Below are 19,597 nucleotides of genomic sequence, written 5' to 3'. Positions count from 1 at the left end.
TGCGGGCCGGGCCAGGGATGGCCTGAAGCGGATCGACGAAGGCGTGCGAGCCTGGCCCCGGCCGGGCCACTTCGGCGTGTCCGCCCATTGGGAAACGCCGCCCTGGGACGGCCTCGCCCCCCCCAGAAGTCACGCCCATCCTGCAGCCGCGCCAGGCGCACAATCGCACACCCACCCCGAAGGAGCCTGACATGCGCACGCTCGTCCTCGCCGCCGTGATCGCCCTCGCCCTGCCGGCCGTGCACGCCGCACCCGCCCCGCAGACTGCCGCGCGACACGCACAGCCACCGTACCTCGCCGCGGCAATCAACGACCCGGGCCGCCAGGCCGACCGCGCCGACGACGCCCGCCGCAAGATCGCGCAGGTGATGGCCTTCGCCGAGGTCGAACCGGGCGACAAGGTGCTGGAACTGATTCCCGGCAGCGGCTACTTCACCCGCGTGTTCAGCGGCGTGGTCGGGCCCAAGGGCCACGTCTACGCGCTGTGGCCGAACGAGTACGCCTCCGAATCGCAGTCGGACGTGGCCAACCTGCGCAAGCTCGCCCAACAGCCGCACTACGCGAATGTCAGCGTGCTGACTCAGCCGGCCGCCAAGCTGGATGCGCCCGAGTCGGTCGACGTGGTGTTCACCTCGCAGAACTACCACGACTACCCCGACAAGTTCATGGGCAACGTCGATCCGGTGGTGCTCGACAAGCAGGTCTTCAAGGTGCTCAAGCCCGGCGGCGTGTTCATCGTGATCGACCACGTCGCGCCGGCCGGATCGGGCATGCGCGACACCGACACGCTGCATCGCATCGACCCGGCCATCGTCCGGAAGCAGGCCGAATCGGCGGGCTTCGTGTTCGACGGCGAGAGCGACGCGCTGCGCAACCCGGCCGATCCGCACGACATCAAGGTGTTCGACAAGTCGATCCGCGGGCACACCGACCAGTTCATGTACCGCTTCCGGAAGCCGAAGGGCTGAGCTTTGCACGAGCGGAACGCTATTCGCAGGGGCCCCACGTGGGCCCCCGCGAAGAGAACGCTCTTCCAGGGGGTGATGGCGTGATCGCCATCCGCATCGGCTGCGCCGGCTGGTCGATCCCCAAGGCACACGCCGCGGCGTTCCCGACCGAAGGCAGCACGCTGGAGCGCTACGCGCAGGTATTGGACTGCGTGGAGGTCAACTCCAGTTTCTACCGTCCGCACCGCCCGGCGACCTGGCGCCGCTGGGCGGACAGCGTGCCGGCGGACTTCCGCTTCGCCGCCAAGATGCCCAAGGCGATCAGCCATGAGTGCCGGCTGCGGGACTGCGACGGACTGGTGGCCGCGTTCCTGGACCAGGTTGGCGAACTCGGTGACAAACTGGGCTGGCTGTTGTTGCAGCTGCCACCGAGCATGGTGTTCGACGCGTCGGTCGCCCTGCCTTTCTTCGAGCGCCTGCGCGAACACCACGACGGGCCGCTGGCGTGCGAGCCCCGGCACGCCTCGTGGTTCACCGCAAGCGTCGACCACGCACTGCGCCAACTGGCCGTCTCGCGCGTGGCGGCCGATCCGGCGCGCGTGCCGCGCGCGGCGCTTCCCGGCGGCGACCGCCACCGCATTTACCTCAGGCTGCATGGATCGCCGCGGATGTACTACGACGCCTATCCGCCAGCGGTACTCGAACGCGTGGCCCGGCGGTTGCGGCGCGCACCACAGGCGTGGTGCATCTTCGACAACACGACGCTCGGGCACGCGACAGGCAATGCACTGGCGCTACAGCGGATGGTCCACGGTTTGTAGGAGCGCACCCTGTGCGCGACCGCCATGCACTCGGCCTCCTGTGCGGTCGCGCACCACTGTCCTCCTGCAAACATCCGGCACGGTTCATTCACTTCGACGTGCGGCCACCTCGCCCACCATGGGCTGATCCAGCCACGACAGGTGATCCGTGCCCGAGGGCCCTTCGATCGTCATTCTGCGGGGAGAGTTGGCGCCTTTCACCGGGCGCACGATCCGTCGCGCCGAGGGCAACGCCAAGATCGACATGACCCGGCTCGTCGGCGAGCCGGTGGTGGCCTTCCGCAGCTTCGGCAAGCAGACGCTGATCGAGCTCCCGGACGTGACCGTCCGCATCCACCTGCTGATGTTCGGCAGCTACCGCATCAATGAACGCAAGGACGCCGGCCCGCGGCTCAGCCTGCAGTTCGACGAGGGCGAGCTCAACTTCTACAGCTGCTCCGTTCGCCTGCTCGATGGCGACCTCGACGATCTGTACGACTGGCGCGCCGACGTGATGTCCGATGCCTGGGACCCGGCGCTCGCGCGCAAGCGCCTGCGCGCCATGCCGGACACGCTCGCCTGTGATGCGCTGCTCGACCAGGACGTTTTCGCCGGCGTGGGCAACATCATCAAGAACGAAGTGCTGTTCCGCATCCGCACGCACCCGCTCTCGACCGTCGGCGCGCTGCCGCCACGCAAACTGCGCGAACTGGTCGAGCAGGCGCGCCAGTACAGCTTCGAGTTCCTCAAGTGGAAGCGCGCATTCGTGCTGCGCAAGCACTGGCTGGCGCACAACAAGAGCATCTGCCCGCGCGACCACGTGAAGTTCCATCGCGCATACCTGGGCAAGACCAACCGGCGCAGCTTCTTCTGCGAGCTGTGCCAGCGACGGTACGTGGAGAGCTGACGATGTCCTCCTCCTCCTCCAGTTCGCGCCTGGTCGTCTATGCCGCGCTCGGCGGCAACCTGGCCATCGCCATTGCCAAGTTCGTGGCGGCGGGCATCTCCGGCAGTTCGGCGATGCTCAGCGAAGGCGTGCACTCGCTGGTCGACACATCCAACGAACTGCTGCTGCTCTACGGCATGCGCCAGGCGGCTCGGCCGCCGGACGCCGTGCATCCGTTCGGCCATGGCCGCGAGCTCTACTTCTGGAGCTTCATCGTCGCGTTGCTGGTGTTCGCCCTGGGCGCGGGCGTATCGCTGTTCGAAGGCGTGAACCACTTGCGCCATCCCGAACCCATGAGCGATCCGCGGATCAACTACATCGTGCTGGGCGTGTCGATGCTGTTCGAGGGCAGTTCGTGGTACCTGGCACTGCGGGAGTTTCGTGCGGCCAAGGGTTCGATGGGCTACTTCGAAGCCTTCCGCAAGAGCAAGGACCCGACCACCTTCACCGTGCTGCTGGAAGATTCGGCCGCTCTTCTGGGCTTGCTGATCGCGCTCGCTGGCGTGGTGTGCGCCCGCGTGTTCGACAGGCCAGAGCTCGACGGCGCGGCCTCGATCGGCATCGCAATCGTGCTGGCGATCTCCGCGAGCCTGCTCGCGCGCGAGAGCAAGGGGCTGCTGCTCGGCGAGCCGGCGCATCCGAAGCTGCGCGAATCGCTGCTGGAGATCGCCGCCAACGATCCGGGCGTAGGCCACGTCAATGGCGTGCTGACCGTGCAGATGGGCCCGCACACGGTCGTCGCGGCGCTCAGCGCCGAGTTCGAGGACCAGCTCACCACGCCGCAGATCGAGCAATGCATCAACCGCATCGAGAAGGCGGTCAAGGGTCGCCACGCGGAGGTCACCTCGTTGTTCGTCAAGCCGCAGACCAGCGAAACCTGGCGCGCGCGCCAGCATGCCATCGCGCGGGAAAACGCGCCGAAAGGGTGAGGGCGCCATGGCCTCGTTCTCGCTGTTCGCCGCCGGCCCGCAGGTGCTCTTGGACGATGCCAGCGGTCGCGTCGCCTACACCCCTGACGTGGTGCCGGCCGAAACGGCGCAAGCGTGGTTCACGCAGCTGTTCGAGGGTATCGCCTGGCGCGGCGGTCGCCGCGTGATGTACGAGCGTGAGGTGGATGTGCCGCGCCTGCGCGCGCACTTCGACCTGGCCGATCCCGCCCTGCCCGCGCCGCTGCACGAAGTGCTCGCGGCGGTCCGCGCGGAAGTCGATGCACCTTTCACCAGCGTGGGGTTGAACCTCTACCGCGACGAGCACGACAGTGTGGCGCCACACAACGACAAGCTGGAGGACCTGGTGCGCGGCTACCCGATCGCCCTGCTGTCGCTGGGCGCCACGCGCGAGATGGTGATCCGCGCCAAGCGCCCGCCACGGCGCGTGCTGCACCTTGACCTGGCCGCCGGCAGCTTGCTGCTGATGGACTACGCCAGCCAGTTCCATTACGACCACGGCATTCCCAAGCAGCGTGCGGCCATGGGGCCGCGAATCAGTCTGGCCTTCCGCGTCCGACCGAACCCCTAGGCACGGAACGGCCCAGCCTGCTACACGCGACCCGCTTTTGGTACAGACTCTGCGACACGCACGGAGTCCCCGACAATGTCCTCCTGCCGCCTTGCCACCTGCCTCGCCTGTCTGCTGCTCCCGATCGGCATGGCCATCGCCATGCCCAGGCAGGACAAGCCGGCGATGACACCCGAGCGCTGGTACGCGCTGCAGATGGAAGCGGCGGACAAGGCCGACCGCATCATGCGCCAGGCCGATCGCCGCAAGTCGTTGCTGGGGCGCTACGAGACGATGCTCTCGGCCATGTTCGAGGGCGACCGCAACCCGGCCTTTCCGGTGATCTTCGGCCAGTACCTGGCTTGGTACCAGACCTATATCGGCGATTACCCGAACGCCGCCGCAAGTTTCTCGGTGCAGGAAACGCAGTTGCCCGGCGACCATGCCCTGCCGCTCGGCCCGGGTATGCGGGCGCAACCGGCGATCGATGCGATCGCCAGGCTCGCACGCGGCCGGCAGGCGGTCTTCTTCAACGAAATCCACCACGTCCCGCTGACCCGCACGCTGACCATCGAACTGCTCGCAAGGCTGCGCGAGGAAGGATTCGATACCTTCGCTGCCGAGACCCTTTATTCCAGCGACGACAAGCTGCAGGCGCGCGGCTGGCCGGTCGAGGGCACCGGCTTCTACACGAACGAACCGCTCTGCGCGGAGATGGTGCGTACCGCGCTCAGGCTCGGCTATCGCGTGGTGGCCTACGAAGCCGAGGGCGGCGACAGCGGCGATGCGCGTGAGCGCTCGCAGGCGCGCAACCTCTACGAGCGTGTGTTCAAGGCCAACCCGAAGGCGCGACTGGTGGTCGACGCCGGCTACGGGCATATCCAGGAAAGCGGCAAGTACCTCGGCGGCCAGTCGATGGCCGAACACCTGCGCACGTTGAGTGGCATCGACCCGCTCACGGTCGAGCAGACCATGCTGGTGCCGCATCCGGATGCCACACACGATCATCCCTACTACGCGGCGTTGGTGGCGCGGCTCAAACCCGTGCAGCCGATGGTGTTCCTCGATGTGGAGGGCAAGCCGTGGGCGCTGCGCGACGGCTACGACGTGAGCGTGCTGTTTCCGCCCGAATCGCTGCGTCGTGGCCGCCCCACCTGGCTCGCGCTGGACGGCCTGCGCAAGCCGGTTCCGGTGGATGGCGATGAAATCTGCCGATCCGACTATCCCTGCCTGGTCGAAGCGCGCTACGCCAACGAGACGGATGCGGCGATCCCGGCCGACCGGCTGGTGTTCGATCCACCGCCGCGCCAGGGGCCGACCGGCCGCCTGTTGCGTCCCACCCTTGGCGCTTCGGCCAGCGACCTTTACCTGCGTCCGGGCGACTATCGGCTGGTGGCGACCGACGCACAGGGGCGCATGCTCGGGCGTCGGTCGATCAGTGTGCGAGGTGCCACACCCTAGTGTGCGGGCCCTCCCCCGTCTACGGGGGAAGGCGCCGACAGGCGGACCGGGGGCGCGATCCCCCGGCCCTCACTTGCGCTGGTCGGCCGTCTTCTCACGCACCGCGCGGAATTCCGAATCCTTCGACCAGGCCGGCCAGGCGTCCGAGTCGGCGAGCTGGTAGCCAAGCTGGTAAAGCAGCCGCAGGTCGTGCGCCATGCCGGTGAACGTCCAGCTGGCCTGCCATTCGTCCGAGGGCTGGTGGTAGTGCTCGCGGTTGTAGAGCTTGCCCGCGGCCTCGCCCGCCGCCTTGCCGCCCTTGACCAAGTCGTTGCCCGATTCGAACGAGATCGCCGGGATGCCCTGCTTCGCAAAGGAGAAATGATCGGAGCGGAAGAAGCTGCCTGCCTCCGGGTGCGGATCGGGCGCGTAGCTCATGCCGTAGGTCTTCGCCAGCGCGATCAGGCGATCGAGCAGCCCGAGCTTCGCGTTGCCGGAGATGGAAAAGTTGCGCGCGGGGCCGCTCGGGTCGAGCGCGTCGGTGTTGATGTCGGCCACGGTCTTGCCAACCGGGTACAGCGGATGCGTGGCGTAGTACTCCGAACCCAGCAGGCCCTTTTCCTCGGCGGTGACCGCCAGGAACACGACCGAACGCTCGGGCCGAGGTGCATGCGCAAAGGCGCGTCCCAGCTCGATCAGCGCCGCGGTGCCGGTGGCGTTGTCGACCGCGCCGTTGTAGATGCGGTCGCCCTTGGCATCGGGTGCGCCCACGCCCAGGTGGTCCCAGTGCGCGCTGTAGATCACCGTCTCGTCCGGGCGTTTGGCGCCCTCGACGCGGCCGACGATGTTCTGCGAGGTGATCACCTTGGCGTCGACGTCGTAGTGCGCCGAGAAGGTCACGCCATCGAGCGTCACCGGCTTGAAATCGCGCCGCTGCGCCTGCTTCTTGAGCGCGGCGAAATCCAGCCCCGCGGCCTTGAACATCTGCACCGCCAGGTCGTGCTGGATCCAGCCTTCCAGCGTGGGGTGCTCGGCGGCCGGCTTGTCCCGCACGATGTCGAACTGCACGTTGGTGTTGGAATTCTTCACCGTGGCCCAGCCGTAGGAGGCCGGCGCGGTCTCGTGCACCACCAGCATCCCCAGCGCGCCCTGGCGCGAGGCTTCCTCGTACTTGTAGGTCCAGCGGCCGTAGTAGGTCATTGCCTTGCCGCCGAAGTCGCCGCGGCCAGTCTCGAAGTCCGGATCGTTGACCAGCACCACGCCGATCTTGCCCTTGAGGTCCACGCCCTTGAAGTCGTCCCAGTGGCGCTCGGGTGCCTTGACGCCGTAGCCGACGAACACCAGCGGCGCGTTCTCGATGTCGACCTTGCGGCTGCCGTCCATCGCCGCGCGCACGGCGATCTGCTCGCCCTGGGTCAGCGCCATGGCCTTGCCGTCCTCGCTCAGCGAGAACGTGGGCGTACCGACGATCTCGAAGCGGCCCAGCGGCACCGGCTGGGTCCAGGTGCGCTTGCCGTCGACGATGGCGCCGCCCGGCGAAAGACCGGCGTCCTTGAACCGCGCGATCACGTAGTCGACCGTCTTCGTTTCGCCCGACGTGGCCGGGCCGCGCCCTTCGAAGGCGTCGGAGGAGAGCGTCCTGACCTCCTGCGACAGGCGGTGCGGGTCGAACGTCGGCAGGTCGGTGGACCATGCGGGGCTGGCGAGCGCGGGCGCGAGCAAGGCCGCGGCGATGGCGTAAGCGAGCGATCGGTTCACGGGAGTACCTTTGCGAGGGGACACCCCTTGCATGGTAGGCATGCGAGCTGCGGATTCCTACCGTCCCGAAGCTTGCCCTTGCAGGAGCTTCGAGCTCTTGCAAGGGCACGGCGCAGGTCAGGCGCCCATCACTGCCAGCACCTTGCGTTCCAGCTCGTCGTCGCGGAACGGTTTCTGCACCACCCGCTCCTCGCCGACGCCCGCCAATGCGGTCTGGTCGGCATAGCCGGTAACGAACAGCACGGGCAGTTCGGGCCGGCGTGCGCGCGCCTGCTGGGCAACCTCCACGCCGTTCATGCCGGGCATGGCGAAGTCCGCCACCAGCAGGTCCACCTGCGCCGAACGGTCCAGCAGATCCAGCGCCGCACCGCCAGACCCAGCCTCCAGCACCTCGAAGCCGAGCTGGCGCAGCCGCGCGGCGGTGACATCGCGGACCGCGCTGTCGTCATCGACCAGCAGCGCGAACCGGCGCTTTGGCAGCGGCTCGGCATGGGCATGGTTGTCGGCCATCGCCGGTTCCATGGCCACGCCCGCCTGCGCGCGCGGCAGGTAGACGCGCACGGTGGTTCCAGCATCCGGCCGGCTCTCGATGCGCACGCCGCCACCGGACTGCTGCGCAAACCCGAGCACCTGGGCCAGGCCCAGTCCGGACCCCTTGCCCACGCCCTTGGTGGTGAAGAACGGCTCGAACGCGTGCGCGCGCACTTCCTCGGTCATGCCGGTGCCGGTGTCGGTGACTGAAATGACGACGTAGTCGCCCGGCGTCGGCTCGCCGGGTGATCCCGGCTCGTCGGTGAGCGTGGCATTGGCCGTCTCGATGGCAAGGCTGCCGCCCACCGGCATGGCGTCGCGTGCGTTGATCGCGAGGTTCAGGATCACCAGTTCGATCTGGGTCGGATCGACCAGCGCGCTCCACAACCCCGGTTGCAGGTGCGCCGCCACCGCGACGCTGCCGCCCATGGTGCTGCGAAGCAGCTCGCTCATGCCCTGGACGGTGCCATTGAGGTCGACCACCTTGGGCTCCAGCCGCTGCCGGCGCGAGAACGCAAGCAGCTGCGAGGTCAGCGTGGCGCCACGCAGCGCGGCCTGGCGCATCAGGTCCAGCCGCCGGCGCACCTTGGGATCGTCCACCGTCATTTCGATCAGGTCGAGGTTGCCAAGCACGATGGTGAGCAGGTTGTTGAAGTCGTGCGCCACGCCCGAGGTGAGCTGGCCGACCGCCTCCAGCCGCTGCATCTGGCGCAGCGTCGCCTCGACCCGCTCGCGGCCTTCGATCTGGTTGCGCAGCTGGCGATTGGCCGCCTCCAGCTCGTGCGCGGCGAGCTTCTCCTGGGTGACATCACGCCCGACCGCGTAGATGCGGTCGTGCTCGGCCACCGCCGTCCAGGCGATCCAGCGCCAGCCCCCGTGCTCGCATTGCATGCGGTTCTCGAAGGGGGGAGCCACGTGCCCGCGGCGCAGGCAGGCCAGCACGGCGTCGGCAGTGGCCCGGTCCTCCGGATGGATGAAATCCAGGAACGGCCGCGCGAGCAGGGTCTCGCTGTCGTAGCCCAGGATGCGCGTCCAGGAGGGATTGACGACCTTGAAGTAGCCGTCGAACCCGGCCACCGCGAACAGGTCGCGGCTGAGTTCGAACACCCGCTCGCGCTCGCGCCCGATCCGCAATGCCGCTTCCTGCAGCGCACGGTTGCGGTCTTCCAGCGCCGTCCGCTCGCGGTGCGCGCTGGTCACGTCCTGGTTAACGCCGATCATCCGGCGCCGGCCATCGGAGCCGATGACGGGCGTGCCCTTGGAGAGGATCCAGCGGGTTTCGCCGTGGGTGCGGATGCGGAATTCGATGTCCAGAGGCTGGCCGCTTTCGGTGCTACGGCGGACCGCTTCGTCGACGGCCGCGCGGTCTTCCGCATAGACGGTGGCGAGCCAGGCCTCTTCGGGCGTGATTCCTGCGTCCGGGTCGAGCCCGAACAGCACGTACATCTCGCGCGACCAGCTGGCGTCGCCCGACGGCAGCTCCCAGTCCCATACGCCGATCTTGCCCACCCGCTGGGCCAGTTTCAGCCGCGCCTCGCTGGCGCGCAGCGCATCCTCGGCGCGGCGGCGATCGGTGACGTCCATCAGCACGCCCATCGCCTTCGCCGGCTGGCCATCCTCCGCATGGATCTCCGCGCGCAGCAGCAGCGCACGCCCTTCCCCGCCGGGGCAGACGTAGCGAAATTCGGTCTCGATGAAGCGTTCGCCGTGGGCCAGCGCATCGACCATGCAGGCCTGCAGACGCTCGCGTTCGCCAGCGGGGTAGCCGGCGCGAATCTGCTCGATCGTGGGCGTGGCGTCCTCGGGAAAGCCGAGCAGGCGGTTGAGTTCGGGCGAACCGGCCAACGTCTCGTTGCGCAGGTCCGCTTCCCACACCGCCATGCGACCGGCTTCGATGGCCAGGTGCAGCCGCGCCTGGCTGGTTTCCAGCGCCGCACGCAGCTGGCGCCACTCGCTGACGTCCTGCAACGTGCCGATGTAGCGCACGGCGCGGACCTCGCCATCGACGGGCGCGAACAACGCCTGGCCATGCGCGATCACCCAGCGTACCTCGCCGTCGTCGTGCACCACGCGGTATTCGAAAGGCACGCGCTCGCGGATCTGTGGATCGAGCGCGCGCAGCAGCATGCCGTGCGTGCGCGGCAAGTCGTCCGGGTGGGTGCGTGCCTGCAGCTGCTCCAGGCACAAGGGCTCGTCGCCCGGCGGCAGGCCGCAGATCTCGCGGGCGCGGGGGGAATAGACGAACGTGTTGTCGAGCAGGTTCCAGTCCCAGATGCCCAGCTTGGCCGCGCGTGTCGCCAGCTCCAGGCGCTCCTCGCTGCCAAAAGGCATTCCGGCGCACGCCTGCGTGGAGAACGGATCCGCGCGGTGCTGCATGGCAAACCACCTCGTTCCTGCGACCAGCCAGGGCACTTTAGCGCAGGCTGGACATGGCGACGTGAGGTTCCCGGCAGGATGCGGTGCGACGGCCGCCGATCACGCCCGCAAAGTGCTCAGTCGGCCTTCTCCGCCACCCCGAGCTGGCCGGCGACGTCGGTGATGGCCCGATGCAGTTCGCGCCTGGTGAAGGGCTTGCCCAGCCGTACCAGTTCCATGGCGGGCGCACCTGGCAACTCGGCATAGCCGGAAGCAAGCACGATCGGCAGGCCCGGATCGCGATCGCGCAGGAGTTTGGCCAGCCGGATGCCGGTCATGCCGGGCATCGCCTGGTCCGTGATGACCACGTCGACCTCGCCCTTGGCATCGACGTACGCCAGCGCCTCCTCGGCCGAGCGCACGGCATGGACGACGTGACCGAGGTCCTCGGCCATTGCCATCGTGCTCAGCAGCACGAGCTCGTCATCGTCCACGACCAGCAGGGTCAGCGGTTCACTCGAATGCGTCGGCGCATCGATGTCCTCGCTCACCTCCGCGACTACCGTGGACGAGTCGGCCGTCGCGGCCGCAACCGGCAACCAGATTTCCACCGTGGTGCCCTTGCCCGGCTGACTCTGCAGCAGCAGGCGCCCGCCCGATTGCTCGGCCAGGCCATAGGCCATCGACAGGCCCAGGCCGGTGCCCTTGCCCACGCCCTTGGTGGTGAAGAACGGCTCGGTGGCGCGCCGGACGGTGTCCGGATCCATGCCGTGGCCCTCGTCGGCCACCCACAGGCAGACGTACTCGCCGTGCGGGAGCGCGGTCGAGTGGCCCTCGCCAACCCATTCGCTGCGCGCCCCGATCTCCAGCCGGCCGCCTTGCGGCATGGCATCGCGACCGTTGACGGCCAGGTTGAGCAGCGCCAGTTCCAGCTGGTTGGGGTCGATCAATATCCGCGGGAGCTGCAGCGGGAAACTGGTGCCGATGCGGATTTCCGGCCCCAGCGAGCGACGGATCAGGTCCGCCATGCCATGCACCAGCAGCGGCACGTCGACCGGCCGCGGATGCAGTTCCTGGCGCCGCGCGAAGGCGAGCATGCGCTGAGTCAACGCCGCGCCACGCTGCGCGCCGGCCATCGCGTTGTCCAGCAGTTGCTGCGGGCGCGCGGCCGGCGGCAACCATTTGCGCAGCAACTCCAGGTTGCCCATCACCGCCATCAACAGGTTGTTGAAATCGTGCGCCACGCCACCGGTGAGCTGGCCGATGGATTCGGATTTCTGCGACTGGAACAGCGCCTCGCGCGCGACCGCCAATTCCTCTTCGGCCCGTTTCTTCTCGGTCACGTCGCGGGTGATCTTGGCAAAGCCCACGACCCGGCCCGTGTCGTCGGTCAGGCGGTCGATCACCACATGCGCGAAGAACAGCGAACCATCCTTGCGCCGGCGCCAACCCTCGCCCTCATACACGCCCTGTGTGCGCGCGACGGCGAGATTGCGCGCGGGCTTGCCGGCCCTGGCGTCCTCCTCCGCATAGAAGTCGCTGAAGTGGCGGCCCAGCACCTCGTCGGCGCGATAACCCTTGATGCGCTGGGCGCCGGCGTTCCAGCTGGCCACGTGGCCGTCCGGGTCGAGCAGGTAGATGGCGTAGTCGCGCACGCCCTGCACGAGCAGGCTGAACTGCTGTTCGTTGCTGCCAAGCATGCCGTCGGACTGGTGCGGCCATGGAATGTCGCGGACCAGGTAGGCGTAGCCTTCGAGCTTGCCCGCCCTGTCACGCACGGCCTCCAGGATGGATCGCGCCCATAACCGCTGGTCGTGCTTGCCCTGGCGCCAACCGGTTTCCTCGTCGCGCCCGTCGTCCCTTGCTGCCTTCAGAGCCTGCCCGGGCAACCCGGCCTCGCGGCTCTCCGGGGTGTGCAGCGACTCGAACGGCTGGCCGACGATGTCGGCCGCGGCGTAACCGAAAATGCGTTCGGCACCCGCGTTCCAGCTGGCTATCCGGCCCTGCGGATCGAGGAAAACCATGGCGAGCGTGTCCAGCGCCTGCACCATCCGGCCGTAGTTTTCCTCACCTGTCGACATGACCACCTCTCGAACCCAACAACCTGCCACAGCCGCAGGCAGACGGCGGATTATGCGACCTGCCTCCATCCACGCCGTGAATGCCTAGCCTGCGAGCCTTGCACGCTCAAGCGCCGCCACGTGCCGCTCCAGCCGCGGCCCCAGATAACAATGCGAGCCGCACGGCATCAGACCCGCCTGCGCGAACTCGCGAAGGAACCAAGAGGGCGGCCGCGACAGGAACCCTTCGCGATCACCCACGACGTCGTCGCGACTGGTGAACACCTCCAGGAACGCCACGCCCTCGAGCATCTCGCCGATGCCGGCCAGGCCGGCGCGGATCTCGGCGGGCCTGAGGTAGTGCAGCACGTCGGTGCACACGATCAGGTCGAAGCGGCTGTCGAAGCGCAGGTGCTCCAATTGGCCGAAACTCGCCAGCCCGACGTTGCGGCTGCGTCCGTAGCGGGCCACCACGTAGGCGCTCGCATCCAGCCCGCGGTATTCCACGCCAGGCCGCAACGCCCGCAGCGGTGCGCGCCAGGGCGCCTCGCCGCAACCGACATCGAGCACGTTGCGCAGCGGGCGTCCCAGGTAGTACTCCGCCTGCGCGACCGCCAGCGCCACCTTGCGCTTGAGTTCGGCGGTCGAGGCGACGGCGTGGCGCGGGTCGCGATACCACTTGTCGAAATAGGCGCGGTCGTAGGTCTTGGGCATGGACTGGGCGGCTGCGAAAAAACGCATGGTACGGCCTGGCAATCACCCGACGCATACATGGGGCACTCCAGCATTTTTGCAACCGCCCCATCTGGAGCCAGCCATGTCCATGATTCGCCTGCGCCTGATCGGCAACCGCGACGCCGCCGATTCGATCATCACGGTGCTGCACGGCATCGACGGCATCGAACACGTCGAGGAGATCGAGGACTTCATGCTGGGCGTGCGCGACGACTCCAGCTCGGCCAACCTCGTCGACGACAGCGAAGGCAAAGTCTTCATGGTCGAGGTGGACGCACCGGACGACATGCGGGCAGATGCGGCGCGAGTGGTCGCCGAAGCCGAAGCCCGCCGACTCGACGCGGGCCTGGAAATCGTCGACGGCGAGGACTTCTAGCCGGACTCACGCTGGAGCCCACGTGGGCTCTTCACGAGAGGCACCTCGAATGTCGGCTCCGCCTCAGCCGCGCACCAGCAGGTGCCGCGCCACGTGCCCATGCATGCGGCCCAACCCGCGCGCCAGGTGCAGTGTGGCGAACAGCAGCAGCACGCCCAGCACGCACAGCGCGATCGCGTCGCCCCAGCCCGGCACGTGCTGGCCGAAGCCCCAGTTGATGACCGGATGGCCGTCGACGTACACGTCCGACATCCAGCGCGGGGCGAATGCCCAGGCGATCGGCGCGCCGATGAAGCCCACCGCCACCGAGATCAGCGTCACCGCAATCGTGAAATAGACGATACCCAGCGGCAGCATCAGCAGCATGTACAGCAGCGTGGTCCAGGTGCGCGCGTCGGTGAACATGGCGCCGATGCGCTTCATCAGGGTCAGCTCGCGCGTCGGATAAGGCGGACGCCGTGGCATGCGCGCGCCCAGCATGGCCTCCACGATGCGCCCCTCCACCAGCGAGAGCACCCGCACCGAGCCGAAGAACAACACGATGAACGGCAAGCCGACGATCAGCACCGACAGGCCCGCCGACAACGACACCCCGGTGACTGCCCAGGTGAAATAGAAGATGCCCGTGGCCAGCGCCAGCACCATGTAGAACAACGCGCCATAGGTGCGCGGATCGGCCGCCACGCCGAAGAAACGCCCGGCCAGCGAGCGGCGCCTGGGCTGCAACGGCGGGCGCAACGCGCGCTGGATCCTGATTTCCTGGTCACGGTAGAGCTCGGCCACCTCCTCCGGTGCGCCGTAGCTGCCGACCACGTGGGCCAGCATGTCCGCTTCGCTGCGCGCGGGTTGCTCGGCGAGCTCGGCGCGCAGGTGTTCCTCGGCGTCGTAGAGCGCATCCTGCACCAGCGCCGGGTCGGCGCCGCGCAGCGCGGCGCGCAGTTGGTCGAGATATTCGTTGATCGTGCGCGGTGCGTTCATCACACCTCTCCTTGAAGGACCTTGTCGACGGAATCACGCGTGGCGTTCCAGGCCGCGACCCACTCGCGCAGCACGTCCCGCCCCGGCTCGGTAACGCGGTAATAGCGGCGCGGCGGGCCGCTCACCGAAGGCTCCACTTCGCTGGCCAGCAACCCGGCCGCCTCCAGGTTGCGCAGCACCGGGTAGAGTGCGCTCTGCTTGCCCGCCAGCACGCCCTCGCCCAGTTCTTCGAGCCGCTTGGCGATCTGATAGCCGTAAAGCGGCTGCCTCGATTGCTCCAGCACCGCCAGCAGCACCAGCGAAACGGTGCCGGCGGAGAGCTCCTTCTGGAATTTCTTCAGATGGGTGACCCGATCGTCCACGCGCTCGCCTGCACTGCCACTTGGGTTGACGTGCAGGTTAGTGCGAAGTTCGCACTAGTGCATGGGCCTGAAGTCACGCCTCACGGCCGGCGCGGTCGCGCCCAGGCCCAGCCACGGAATGTGAGTCAGGGCCGCGGGCTTCCCGCGAGCCGCTCGATCGGCACCGAAACGTGCACCTCGAGACCTTCGGGGCGCCACGTGCGCGTCAATTCCCCGGACAACTGGTCGCGCAGGGTCAGGTCGACAAGCCGGGTACCGAATCCGGTCCGCTGCGGTTCCTGCACGGTGGCCCCACCCCGTTCGCACCAGTGCAGGATGAAGCGGTCGCCCAGGCGTTCGCCGCACACTTTCACCCGTCCATCGGGCACCGCGAACGCTCCGTACTTCGCCGCATTGGTGGCCAGTTCGTGGATCGCCAGGGACAGGGGCGTGATTGCACCCGACTCGATGGGAACGTCGTCTCCCGCCAGTTCGACCCGGTCGTAGCCTTCCAGTGCATAGGGCCTGAGCAGGTGGCGCGTAAGGCCGAGCACGGTGGCGCCACTTTCGGAAGGCGCTTCGTCCCGCCCGTGGGGTCGGGCGTAGTCGTGCGCCTCCCCCAGCGCCATCAGGCGCTCCATCAGTTCCCCGGCGAAAGGCCGGCTTTCGGGAAATTGCCGGACTGTGAGGGCGACCAGGCCCGAGATCACCGCGAAGATATTCTTGATGCGGTGGCTCAGTTCCTTGCCCGCCAGCTCCAGTTGCTCGGCCGACGCCTTTCGTTCGTGGATGTCGGTACAGGTGCCCATCCAGCGAAGGATCTCGCCGGTCTCGTTGCGGACCGGGTGCGCGCGGCCCAGCATCCAGCGATAGACGCCGGTGCGGTGACGCATGCGATATTCGATTTCGTAGGCCTCACCGGTTGCGAGGCTGTGCCGCCACCGTTCGAACGTCCGCTCGCGGTCGTCCGGATGGAACAGGTAGGCCCAGTCGTTCCCATCGGTCGTCCCGGGCACCGCGCCGGTGAACTCGTACCAGCGCCGATTGAAAAAGTCGTGGTAGCCGTCCGGGCGCGCGGTCCAGATGATCTGGTCGACCGAATCGACGATCGTGCTGAGCGAGGCCCGGCTTTCTTCCAGCGCCTGCTCGATGCGCTTGCGCTCGGTGATGTCCAGGAACAGCACCGCGAACCGTTCCCCGCCCAGCGGGTGCGCGCGTGCCTCGAACGAACGGAACTGGAGCCCAGGCACCTCGACTTCGAACGCCGAAGGCGTGCCGCTGTCGACCACCGCGCCATAGAGCTGTATCAGCCGGAACGGCACGCCAGGTATCACCTCGGTGACCGGATGACCCAGCACGGCCTGCGCGGAACGGCCCGTCTGCCGGCTGAACGCTTCGTTGATTTTCAGGAACACGAAGTCGACGACCCGGCCCCGGTCGTCGCGCACGACCTCGGCGACGAAGAAGCCTTCGTGGATCCTGGCGAAGAGTTGCCTGTACTGCGTTTCGTCCAGCCCGAGGCCGGGCACCCCTTCCACCCTATAGAGCCCGCCCGTATCGGACGGAGTGCGGACGTGGTGAACGCTGCCGGTCGTGTCGTAGACGAACTGGAAGGCGCCGACCTGCTCCCCGTCGGCGCCGCGCAGGGGGAAGTAGCTCATCTCGTAGCTTTTTCGTTCACGCTGGACGTCGCCGTATTCGGCGATCTGCTTGAACGATTCCCCGGAAAGCGCCCGGCTCCATACCGCTTTGACTTCGGCCTGCTGCCTGGGCTGGTCGGCGAGCAGGTCGAGCATGGAATCGCCGCGCCTGGGCCGCACGCCGAAGATGCGCTCGAACTCGTCGGCGCTGGCGTTGTTGATGGCGAGGAAGCGGTAATCGAGGTCGGCCACCTGGATCATGGCCGGGCTGGCATCGATGAGCTGCTGGAGGATGTCCGGATCCGGAGTTCCGGCGGCCGGCCCGCCGGTGGGGCGGCCGGATGAGTTCGGCATTGCGCTCGGCTGAGCCTGTTGTGGGGTCATCTTGCCATCGCGCCTTCGGTTCGCGTTGGGTGCCCTCCGGTAACGGTTGCACACGCGGTGCTTCCGCATGTTACGCAGGCCGCCCGCTCTGCTGCGCGCGACCGCGACCGGTCCAGGAAGATGGACGCGGTTCGGTAAGGAAAGTGGTCTATCCGGGGTCAACGACGCGTCGGGACCCCGTGAATCCCTATCGCCGATTCGGCCCGCAGCTGCCACCCTGGCCGTTCGTTGAGTGAAGGCGGCAACGTTTCCGGAACGCCTGAGCGCCCCAGCCTGCCGCGCGCTCAGGCTTCGAGCGCGGCGTTCACCATGCCGGGCAGGGTTTCCAGCGAGAACGGCTTCTGCAGCACGCGATAGACCACCGACTGCAGCGTGGGCGGCAGCGGCGACGGAGCGTAGCCGGTCATCAGGATGACTTTCAGGCCCGGGCGAAGGGTACGGGCCGCTTCGGCAACCTGGTAGCCGTCGATGTCGGGGAGCTTGATGTCGCTCAGCAGCACGTCGATGCGCTGGTCCGATTTCAGGGCCTGCACACCGGAGGTGCCGTCGCTGGCCTCGAGCACGTTGAAACCGGCGTCCTGCAGGCCTTCCATGACCAGTTCGCGCAGGAATGCTTCGTCTTCGACCAGCAGGATGTGGGTGGCGGTGTCGGCAGAAGGCATTACGCTTCCTCGGGGAGGGTTTCGCGGGGGGCGCGGGGAAGGATGATGTGGATCGTGGTGCCACGACCGGGGCGGCTCTCGATGTTGGCCACGCCGTCGGATTGCTCGACGTAGCCCAGGATGGTGCTCAGGCCCAGGCCCGTGCCCTTGCCCACCGGCTTGGTGGTGAAGAACGGATCGAACGCCTTGCTGCGCACGTCTTCGCTCATGCCCACGCCGCTGTCGATCACGCGCAGGTGCACGTATTCGCCCGCATCGAGCCCGGCCATCGGATGCTGCGCATCCACGCGCAGGTCGTCGGTGCAGATGGAGATCTGCCCGCCGTCGGGCATCGCGTCGCGCGCGTTGATCACCAGGTTGAGGATCGCGTTCTCCATCTGGTTGGAGTCGCACAGCACTGACCACTGCGAATCGAGCCGGTATTCGATCATCCAGCTGGCGCCGACCGAATGGTCGAGCAAGGGCTGGATGCTGCGGATCAGCGCGTCCAGTCGAAGCGACTGGGGCGACAGCGGCTGGCGACGCGCGAAGGTGAGCAGGCGCTGGGTCAGGCTCGCGGCGCGGTCGATGCCGTCCTGCGCCATGTCGAGGTAGCGCTGGATCTGGCGATGGCGGCTCTGGCGCTGCTCGAACAGCTCGCGCTCCTGCGCCGGCATGGCCCCTGTGTCCGCGCCGGCGACGACACCCTCGCGCTCGAGCTGCGACTCGCGCTCGGTAGTCGGGTCGCTCTGCTGCAAGTGCTTGTTCAGCCGGCCCAGGCTGCCGCGGATGATCATCAGCAGGTTGTTGAAGTCGTGCGCGATGCCGCCGGAAAGCTGGCCGATCGCTTCCATCTTCTGGCTCTGCCGCAGCGCCTCCTCGGTGCGCGCGCGATGTTCCATCTCGGTGCTGAGCCGTTCGTTGGCCTTGGCCAGCGCGCGCGCGCGCCGCTCCAGCGCGGCATTGGCGCGCATGAGTACGCGATGGGCGACCGCCAGCGCGGACAGCATCAGCACGGCCATGAGGGTCAGCAACGCCACGCCGCTGTAGCGCGCCAGTTGCATGATCAGCGGCGTTTCTGCGGCACGCAGGTACACGCTGCCCACGGTGGTGGTGCCCTGCTGCGCGGGCACGGCCACCACCAGGCGGTCGTGCGGCAGCCGCCCGCCGTTGGCCAGGCTGTCCGCAAGCGGCTCGCTGCCAGGACGCTGGAAACCGGCGACCTGGCGGTGCGCCTCGTTGTAGACCGCCGCCGCGTCCAGGCGTGGATCGAGCATCAGCGCATTGACGTACTCCTGCGCGGTGGCGCGATCGTTGAACGCGATCGCGGCGGTGACGCTGGCGGCCAGGATCTTGCCCTGTACGGTGAGCTGACGGCGATGCTCCGTGTGCGCCGTGTGGTACTGGTAACCCGCCGCGAGCGCGCCGGCGAAAAGCAACAGTCCCGCGGCAACCAGCGACATCACCGGCCTGAACGCGAAGGGCTGGCCGATGACCCGCCTTTTCACGACGCCTCCCTCACCGCCAGGGCGAGGTTGAGCAGCTTGGAGCTGATGGTGATGTGGTTGCGCGCGGCCGCACCGGTGTCGATGACGAACCGCACCCGGCCGCGGTCGATGACGAAGTGGACGATGCTGCCGCCCTGGTGCGGCTCGGTCGAGTCGACCACGGTGAGGACCGGTTTGCCGCTGACGGCATCGAGCGCCTGCTGGATGCTTTGCGTCGAGAGGTGGCTGATGAACACGATCTGGCATTGCGTGTCAGACGTGAGGGTTTCGAGTCGGCGGACCTCGAACGGATGCGTGCCCAAGCTGCGCCCGGCGACAGCCTGCTGAAGATAGTCGTCGAACGGGTCTTCGCCAGCCACGCAGATGCGGAAGGGCTGGTCCGCCGCTTCGAACGTGGTGGGCGGCCAGTTGACGAACGGCGCCAGCTTGTAGAGATAGGTCGCCTTGACCGCGTATTCGAGCGACACGTCCGGCTGCGCATGGGCACCGGGCTGCGGCGAGGCCTCGCAGGTCGCGCACGCCAGCAGCACCGCAAGCAGGCAGGCAGGTGCGCGCAGGCGCGCGCCACCGAGACGGGCGAGCAGTCCCGCCGCGCGGGCGCGCAGGGCACCGGATGGGATATGGCGGGTGCGAATCGGCATCTCCTGGGCGCCCGGCAAC

Annotated in this window: 16 protein-coding genes and 2 pseudogenes; 7 read left to right on the top strand and 11 right to left on the bottom strand. The window is 67.9% G+C overall.

All coding sequences use genetic code 11. The features are described from left to right. Positions 1 to 191 precede the first annotated feature (191 nt). From ACFWZ4_RS10335 to ACFWZ4_RS10310, 6 genes are all read left to right on the top strand, one after another. Positions 192 to 968: a class I SAM-dependent methyltransferase gene (locus tag ACFWZ4_RS10335; RefSeq protein ID WP_439704586.1), complete on the top strand. Its 777-nt coding sequence runs from the start codon at positions 192 to 194 to the stop codon at positions 966 to 968. 89 nt (positions 969 to 1,057) lie between these two features. Then, a complete protein-coding gene (locus tag ACFWZ4_RS10330; RefSeq protein WP_439704618.1) occupies positions 1,058 to 1,768 on the top strand; it encodes a DUF72 domain-containing protein in 711 nt (236 codons plus the stop codon). A 148-nt stretch (positions 1,769 to 1,916) separates the two neighbouring features. Next, positions 1,917 to 2,654: a DNA-formamidopyrimidine glycosylase family protein gene (locus tag ACFWZ4_RS10325; RefSeq protein WP_439704585.1), complete on the top strand. Its 738-nt coding sequence runs from the start codon at positions 1,917 to 1,919 to the stop codon at positions 2,652 to 2,654. 2 nt (positions 2,655 to 2,656) lie between these two features. Then, positions 2,657 to 3,622 (top strand): cation diffusion facilitator family transporter, encoded by a 966-nt coding sequence (locus tag ACFWZ4_RS10320; RefSeq protein WP_439704584.1) that lies wholly within the window; start codon positions 2,657 to 2,659, stop codon positions 3,620 to 3,622. Positions 3,623 to 3,629: 7 nt separating this feature from the next. Beyond that, complete coding sequence (locus ACFWZ4_RS10315; RefSeq protein WP_439704583.1) at positions 3,630 to 4,211, top strand: alpha-ketoglutarate-dependent dioxygenase AlkB; 582 nt, start codon at positions 3,630 to 3,632, stop codon at positions 4,209 to 4,211. A 75-nt stretch (positions 4,212 to 4,286) separates the two neighbouring features. Further along, positions 4,287 to 5,651: a hypothetical protein gene (locus tag ACFWZ4_RS10310; RefSeq protein WP_439704582.1), complete on the top strand. Its 1,365-nt coding sequence runs from the start codon at positions 4,287 to 4,289 to the stop codon at positions 5,649 to 5,651. A gap of 69 nt (positions 5,652 to 5,720) precedes the next feature. Here the strand turns inward: ACFWZ4_RS10310 and ACFWZ4_RS10305 are convergent, their stop codons facing one another. The 4 genes from ACFWZ4_RS10305 to ACFWZ4_RS10290 all read right to left on the bottom strand — a co-directional run bounded on the left by ACFWZ4_RS10305 (position 5,721) and on the right by ACFWZ4_RS10290 (position 13,048). Further along, positions 5,721 to 7,421, bottom strand: coding sequence for a M28 family metallopeptidase (locus tag ACFWZ4_RS10305; protein WP_439704617.1), 1,701 nt, complete (start codon positions 7,419 to 7,421; stop codon positions 5,721 to 5,723). A gap of 84 nt (positions 7,422 to 7,505) precedes the next feature. Continuing rightward, complete coding sequence (locus ACFWZ4_RS10300; protein ID WP_439704581.1) at positions 7,506 to 10,295, bottom strand: PAS domain-containing protein; 2,790 nt, start codon at positions 10,293 to 10,295, stop codon at positions 7,506 to 7,508. A 116-nt stretch (positions 10,296 to 10,411) separates the two neighbouring features. Further along, positions 10,412 to 12,355 (bottom strand): PAS domain S-box protein, encoded by a 1,944-nt coding sequence (locus ACFWZ4_RS10295; RefSeq protein ID WP_439704580.1) that lies wholly within the window; start codon positions 12,353 to 12,355, stop codon positions 10,412 to 10,414. Between the two features lie 84 nt (positions 12,356 to 12,439). Further along, the gene (locus ACFWZ4_RS10290; RefSeq protein WP_439704616.1) at positions 12,440 to 13,048 is read right to left on the bottom strand and encodes a class I SAM-dependent DNA methyltransferase; all 609 of its coding nucleotides are present in this window, start codon (positions 13,046 to 13,048) and stop codon (positions 12,440 to 12,442) included. A gap of 103 nt (positions 13,049 to 13,151) precedes the next feature. On the opposite strand from ACFWZ4_RS10290, the gene ACFWZ4_RS10285 reads away from it, so the two are divergent. After that, entirely contained in the window at positions 13,152 to 13,445 is a 294-nt protein-coding gene (locus ACFWZ4_RS10285; RefSeq protein ID WP_439704579.1) for a hypothetical protein, read from the top strand. Between the two features lie 63 nt (positions 13,446 to 13,508). On the opposite strand, the gene ACFWZ4_RS10280 is transcribed toward ACFWZ4_RS10285, so the two are convergent. The 7 genes and pseudogenes from ACFWZ4_RS10280 to ACFWZ4_RS10250 form a co-directional block, all read right to left on the bottom strand. After that, positions 13,509 to 14,423, bottom strand: a complete 915-nt coding sequence (locus ACFWZ4_RS10280) for a sensor domain-containing protein (protein ID WP_439704578.1) — start codon at positions 14,421 to 14,423, stop codon at positions 13,509 to 13,511. Further along, positions 14,423 to 14,785: a PadR family transcriptional regulator gene (locus ACFWZ4_RS10275; protein ID WP_439704577.1), complete on the bottom strand. Its 363-nt coding sequence runs from the start codon at positions 14,783 to 14,785 to the stop codon at positions 14,423 to 14,425. The genes ACFWZ4_RS10280 and ACFWZ4_RS10275 overlap by 1 nt, the downstream gene beginning before the upstream one ends. 125 nt (positions 14,786 to 14,910) lie before the next feature. Next, complete coding sequence (locus ACFWZ4_RS10270) at positions 14,911 to 16,950, bottom strand: PAS domain-containing protein (protein ID WP_439704576.1); 2,040 nt, start codon at positions 16,948 to 16,950, stop codon at positions 14,911 to 14,913. A gap of 122 nt (positions 16,951 to 17,072) precedes the next feature. Beyond that, positions 17,073 to 17,450 (bottom strand): response regulator, encoded by a 378-nt coding sequence (locus ACFWZ4_RS10265; RefSeq protein WP_439704575.1) that lies wholly within the window; start codon positions 17,448 to 17,450, stop codon positions 17,073 to 17,075. Next, positions 17,450 to 17,827 (bottom strand): annotated as a pseudogene (locus ACFWZ4_RS10260) (ATP-binding protein); the annotation flags it as partial. The pseudogene ACFWZ4_RS10260 and the gene ACFWZ4_RS10265, both read right to left, overlap by 1 nt. A gap of 702 nt (positions 17,828 to 18,529) precedes the next feature. After that, a pseudogene (locus tag ACFWZ4_RS10255) lies at positions 18,530 to 18,892 on the bottom strand (CHASE sensor domain-containing protein); the annotation flags it as partial. A gap of 41 nt (positions 18,893 to 18,933) precedes the next feature. Beyond that, positions 18,934 to 19,596, bottom strand: coding sequence for a YfiR family protein (locus ACFWZ4_RS10250; protein WP_439704574.1), 663 nt, complete (start codon positions 19,594 to 19,596; stop codon positions 18,934 to 18,936). Between the last annotated feature and the right edge of the window lies 1 nt (position 19,597).

Origin of the sequence: Frateuria sp. GZRe12 (genome assembly GCF_051900535.1) — a bacterium.
Taxonomy (GTDB): domain Bacteria; phylum Pseudomonadota; class Gammaproteobacteria; order Xanthomonadales; family Rhodanobacteraceae; genus Frateuria_A.
The sequence above is the reverse complement of the archived record's forward strand: the minus strand, read 5'-3'. Positions and strand labels throughout refer to the sequence as shown.

Coding starts and splice junctions, on each gene's coding strand:
- ACFWZ4_RS10315 (WP_439704583.1), top strand. CDS start 3,630: ATGGCCTCGTTCTCGCTGTTCGCCGCCGGCCCGCAGGTGCTCTTGGAC.
- ACFWZ4_RS10310 (WP_439704582.1), top strand. CDS start 4,287: ATGTCCTCCTGCCGCCTTGCCACCTGCCTCGCCTGTCTGCTGCTCCCG.
- ACFWZ4_RS10265 (WP_439704575.1), bottom strand. CDS start 17,450: ATGCCTTCTGCCGACACCGCCACCCACATCCTGCTGGTCGAAGACGAA.
- ACFWZ4_RS10305 (WP_439704617.1), bottom strand. CDS start 7,421: ATGCAAGGGGTGTCCCCTCGCAAAGGTACTCCCGTGAACCGATCGCTC.
- ACFWZ4_RS10335 (WP_439704586.1), top strand. CDS start 192: ATGCGCACGCTCGTCCTCGCCGCCGTGATCGCCCTCGCCCTGCCGGCC.
- ACFWZ4_RS10320 (WP_439704584.1), top strand. CDS start 2,657: ATGTCCTCCTCCTCCTCCAGTTCGCGCCTGGTCGTCTATGCCGCGCTC.
- ACFWZ4_RS10285 (WP_439704579.1), top strand. CDS start 13,152: ATGTCCATGATTCGCCTGCGCCTGATCGGCAACCGCGACGCCGCCGAT.
- ACFWZ4_RS10290 (WP_439704616.1), bottom strand. CDS start 13,048: ATGCCCAAGACCTACGACCGCGCCTATTTCGACAAGTGGTATCGCGAC.
- ACFWZ4_RS10280 (WP_439704578.1), bottom strand. CDS start 14,423: ATGAACGCACCGCGCACGATCAACGAATATCTCGACCAACTGCGCGCC.
- ACFWZ4_RS10295 (WP_439704580.1), bottom strand. CDS start 12,355: ATGTCGACAGGTGAGGAAAACTACGGCCGGATGGTGCAGGCGCTGGAC.
- ACFWZ4_RS10300 (WP_439704581.1), bottom strand. CDS start 10,295: ATGCAGCACCGCGCGGATCCGTTCTCCACGCAGGCGTGCGCCGGAATG.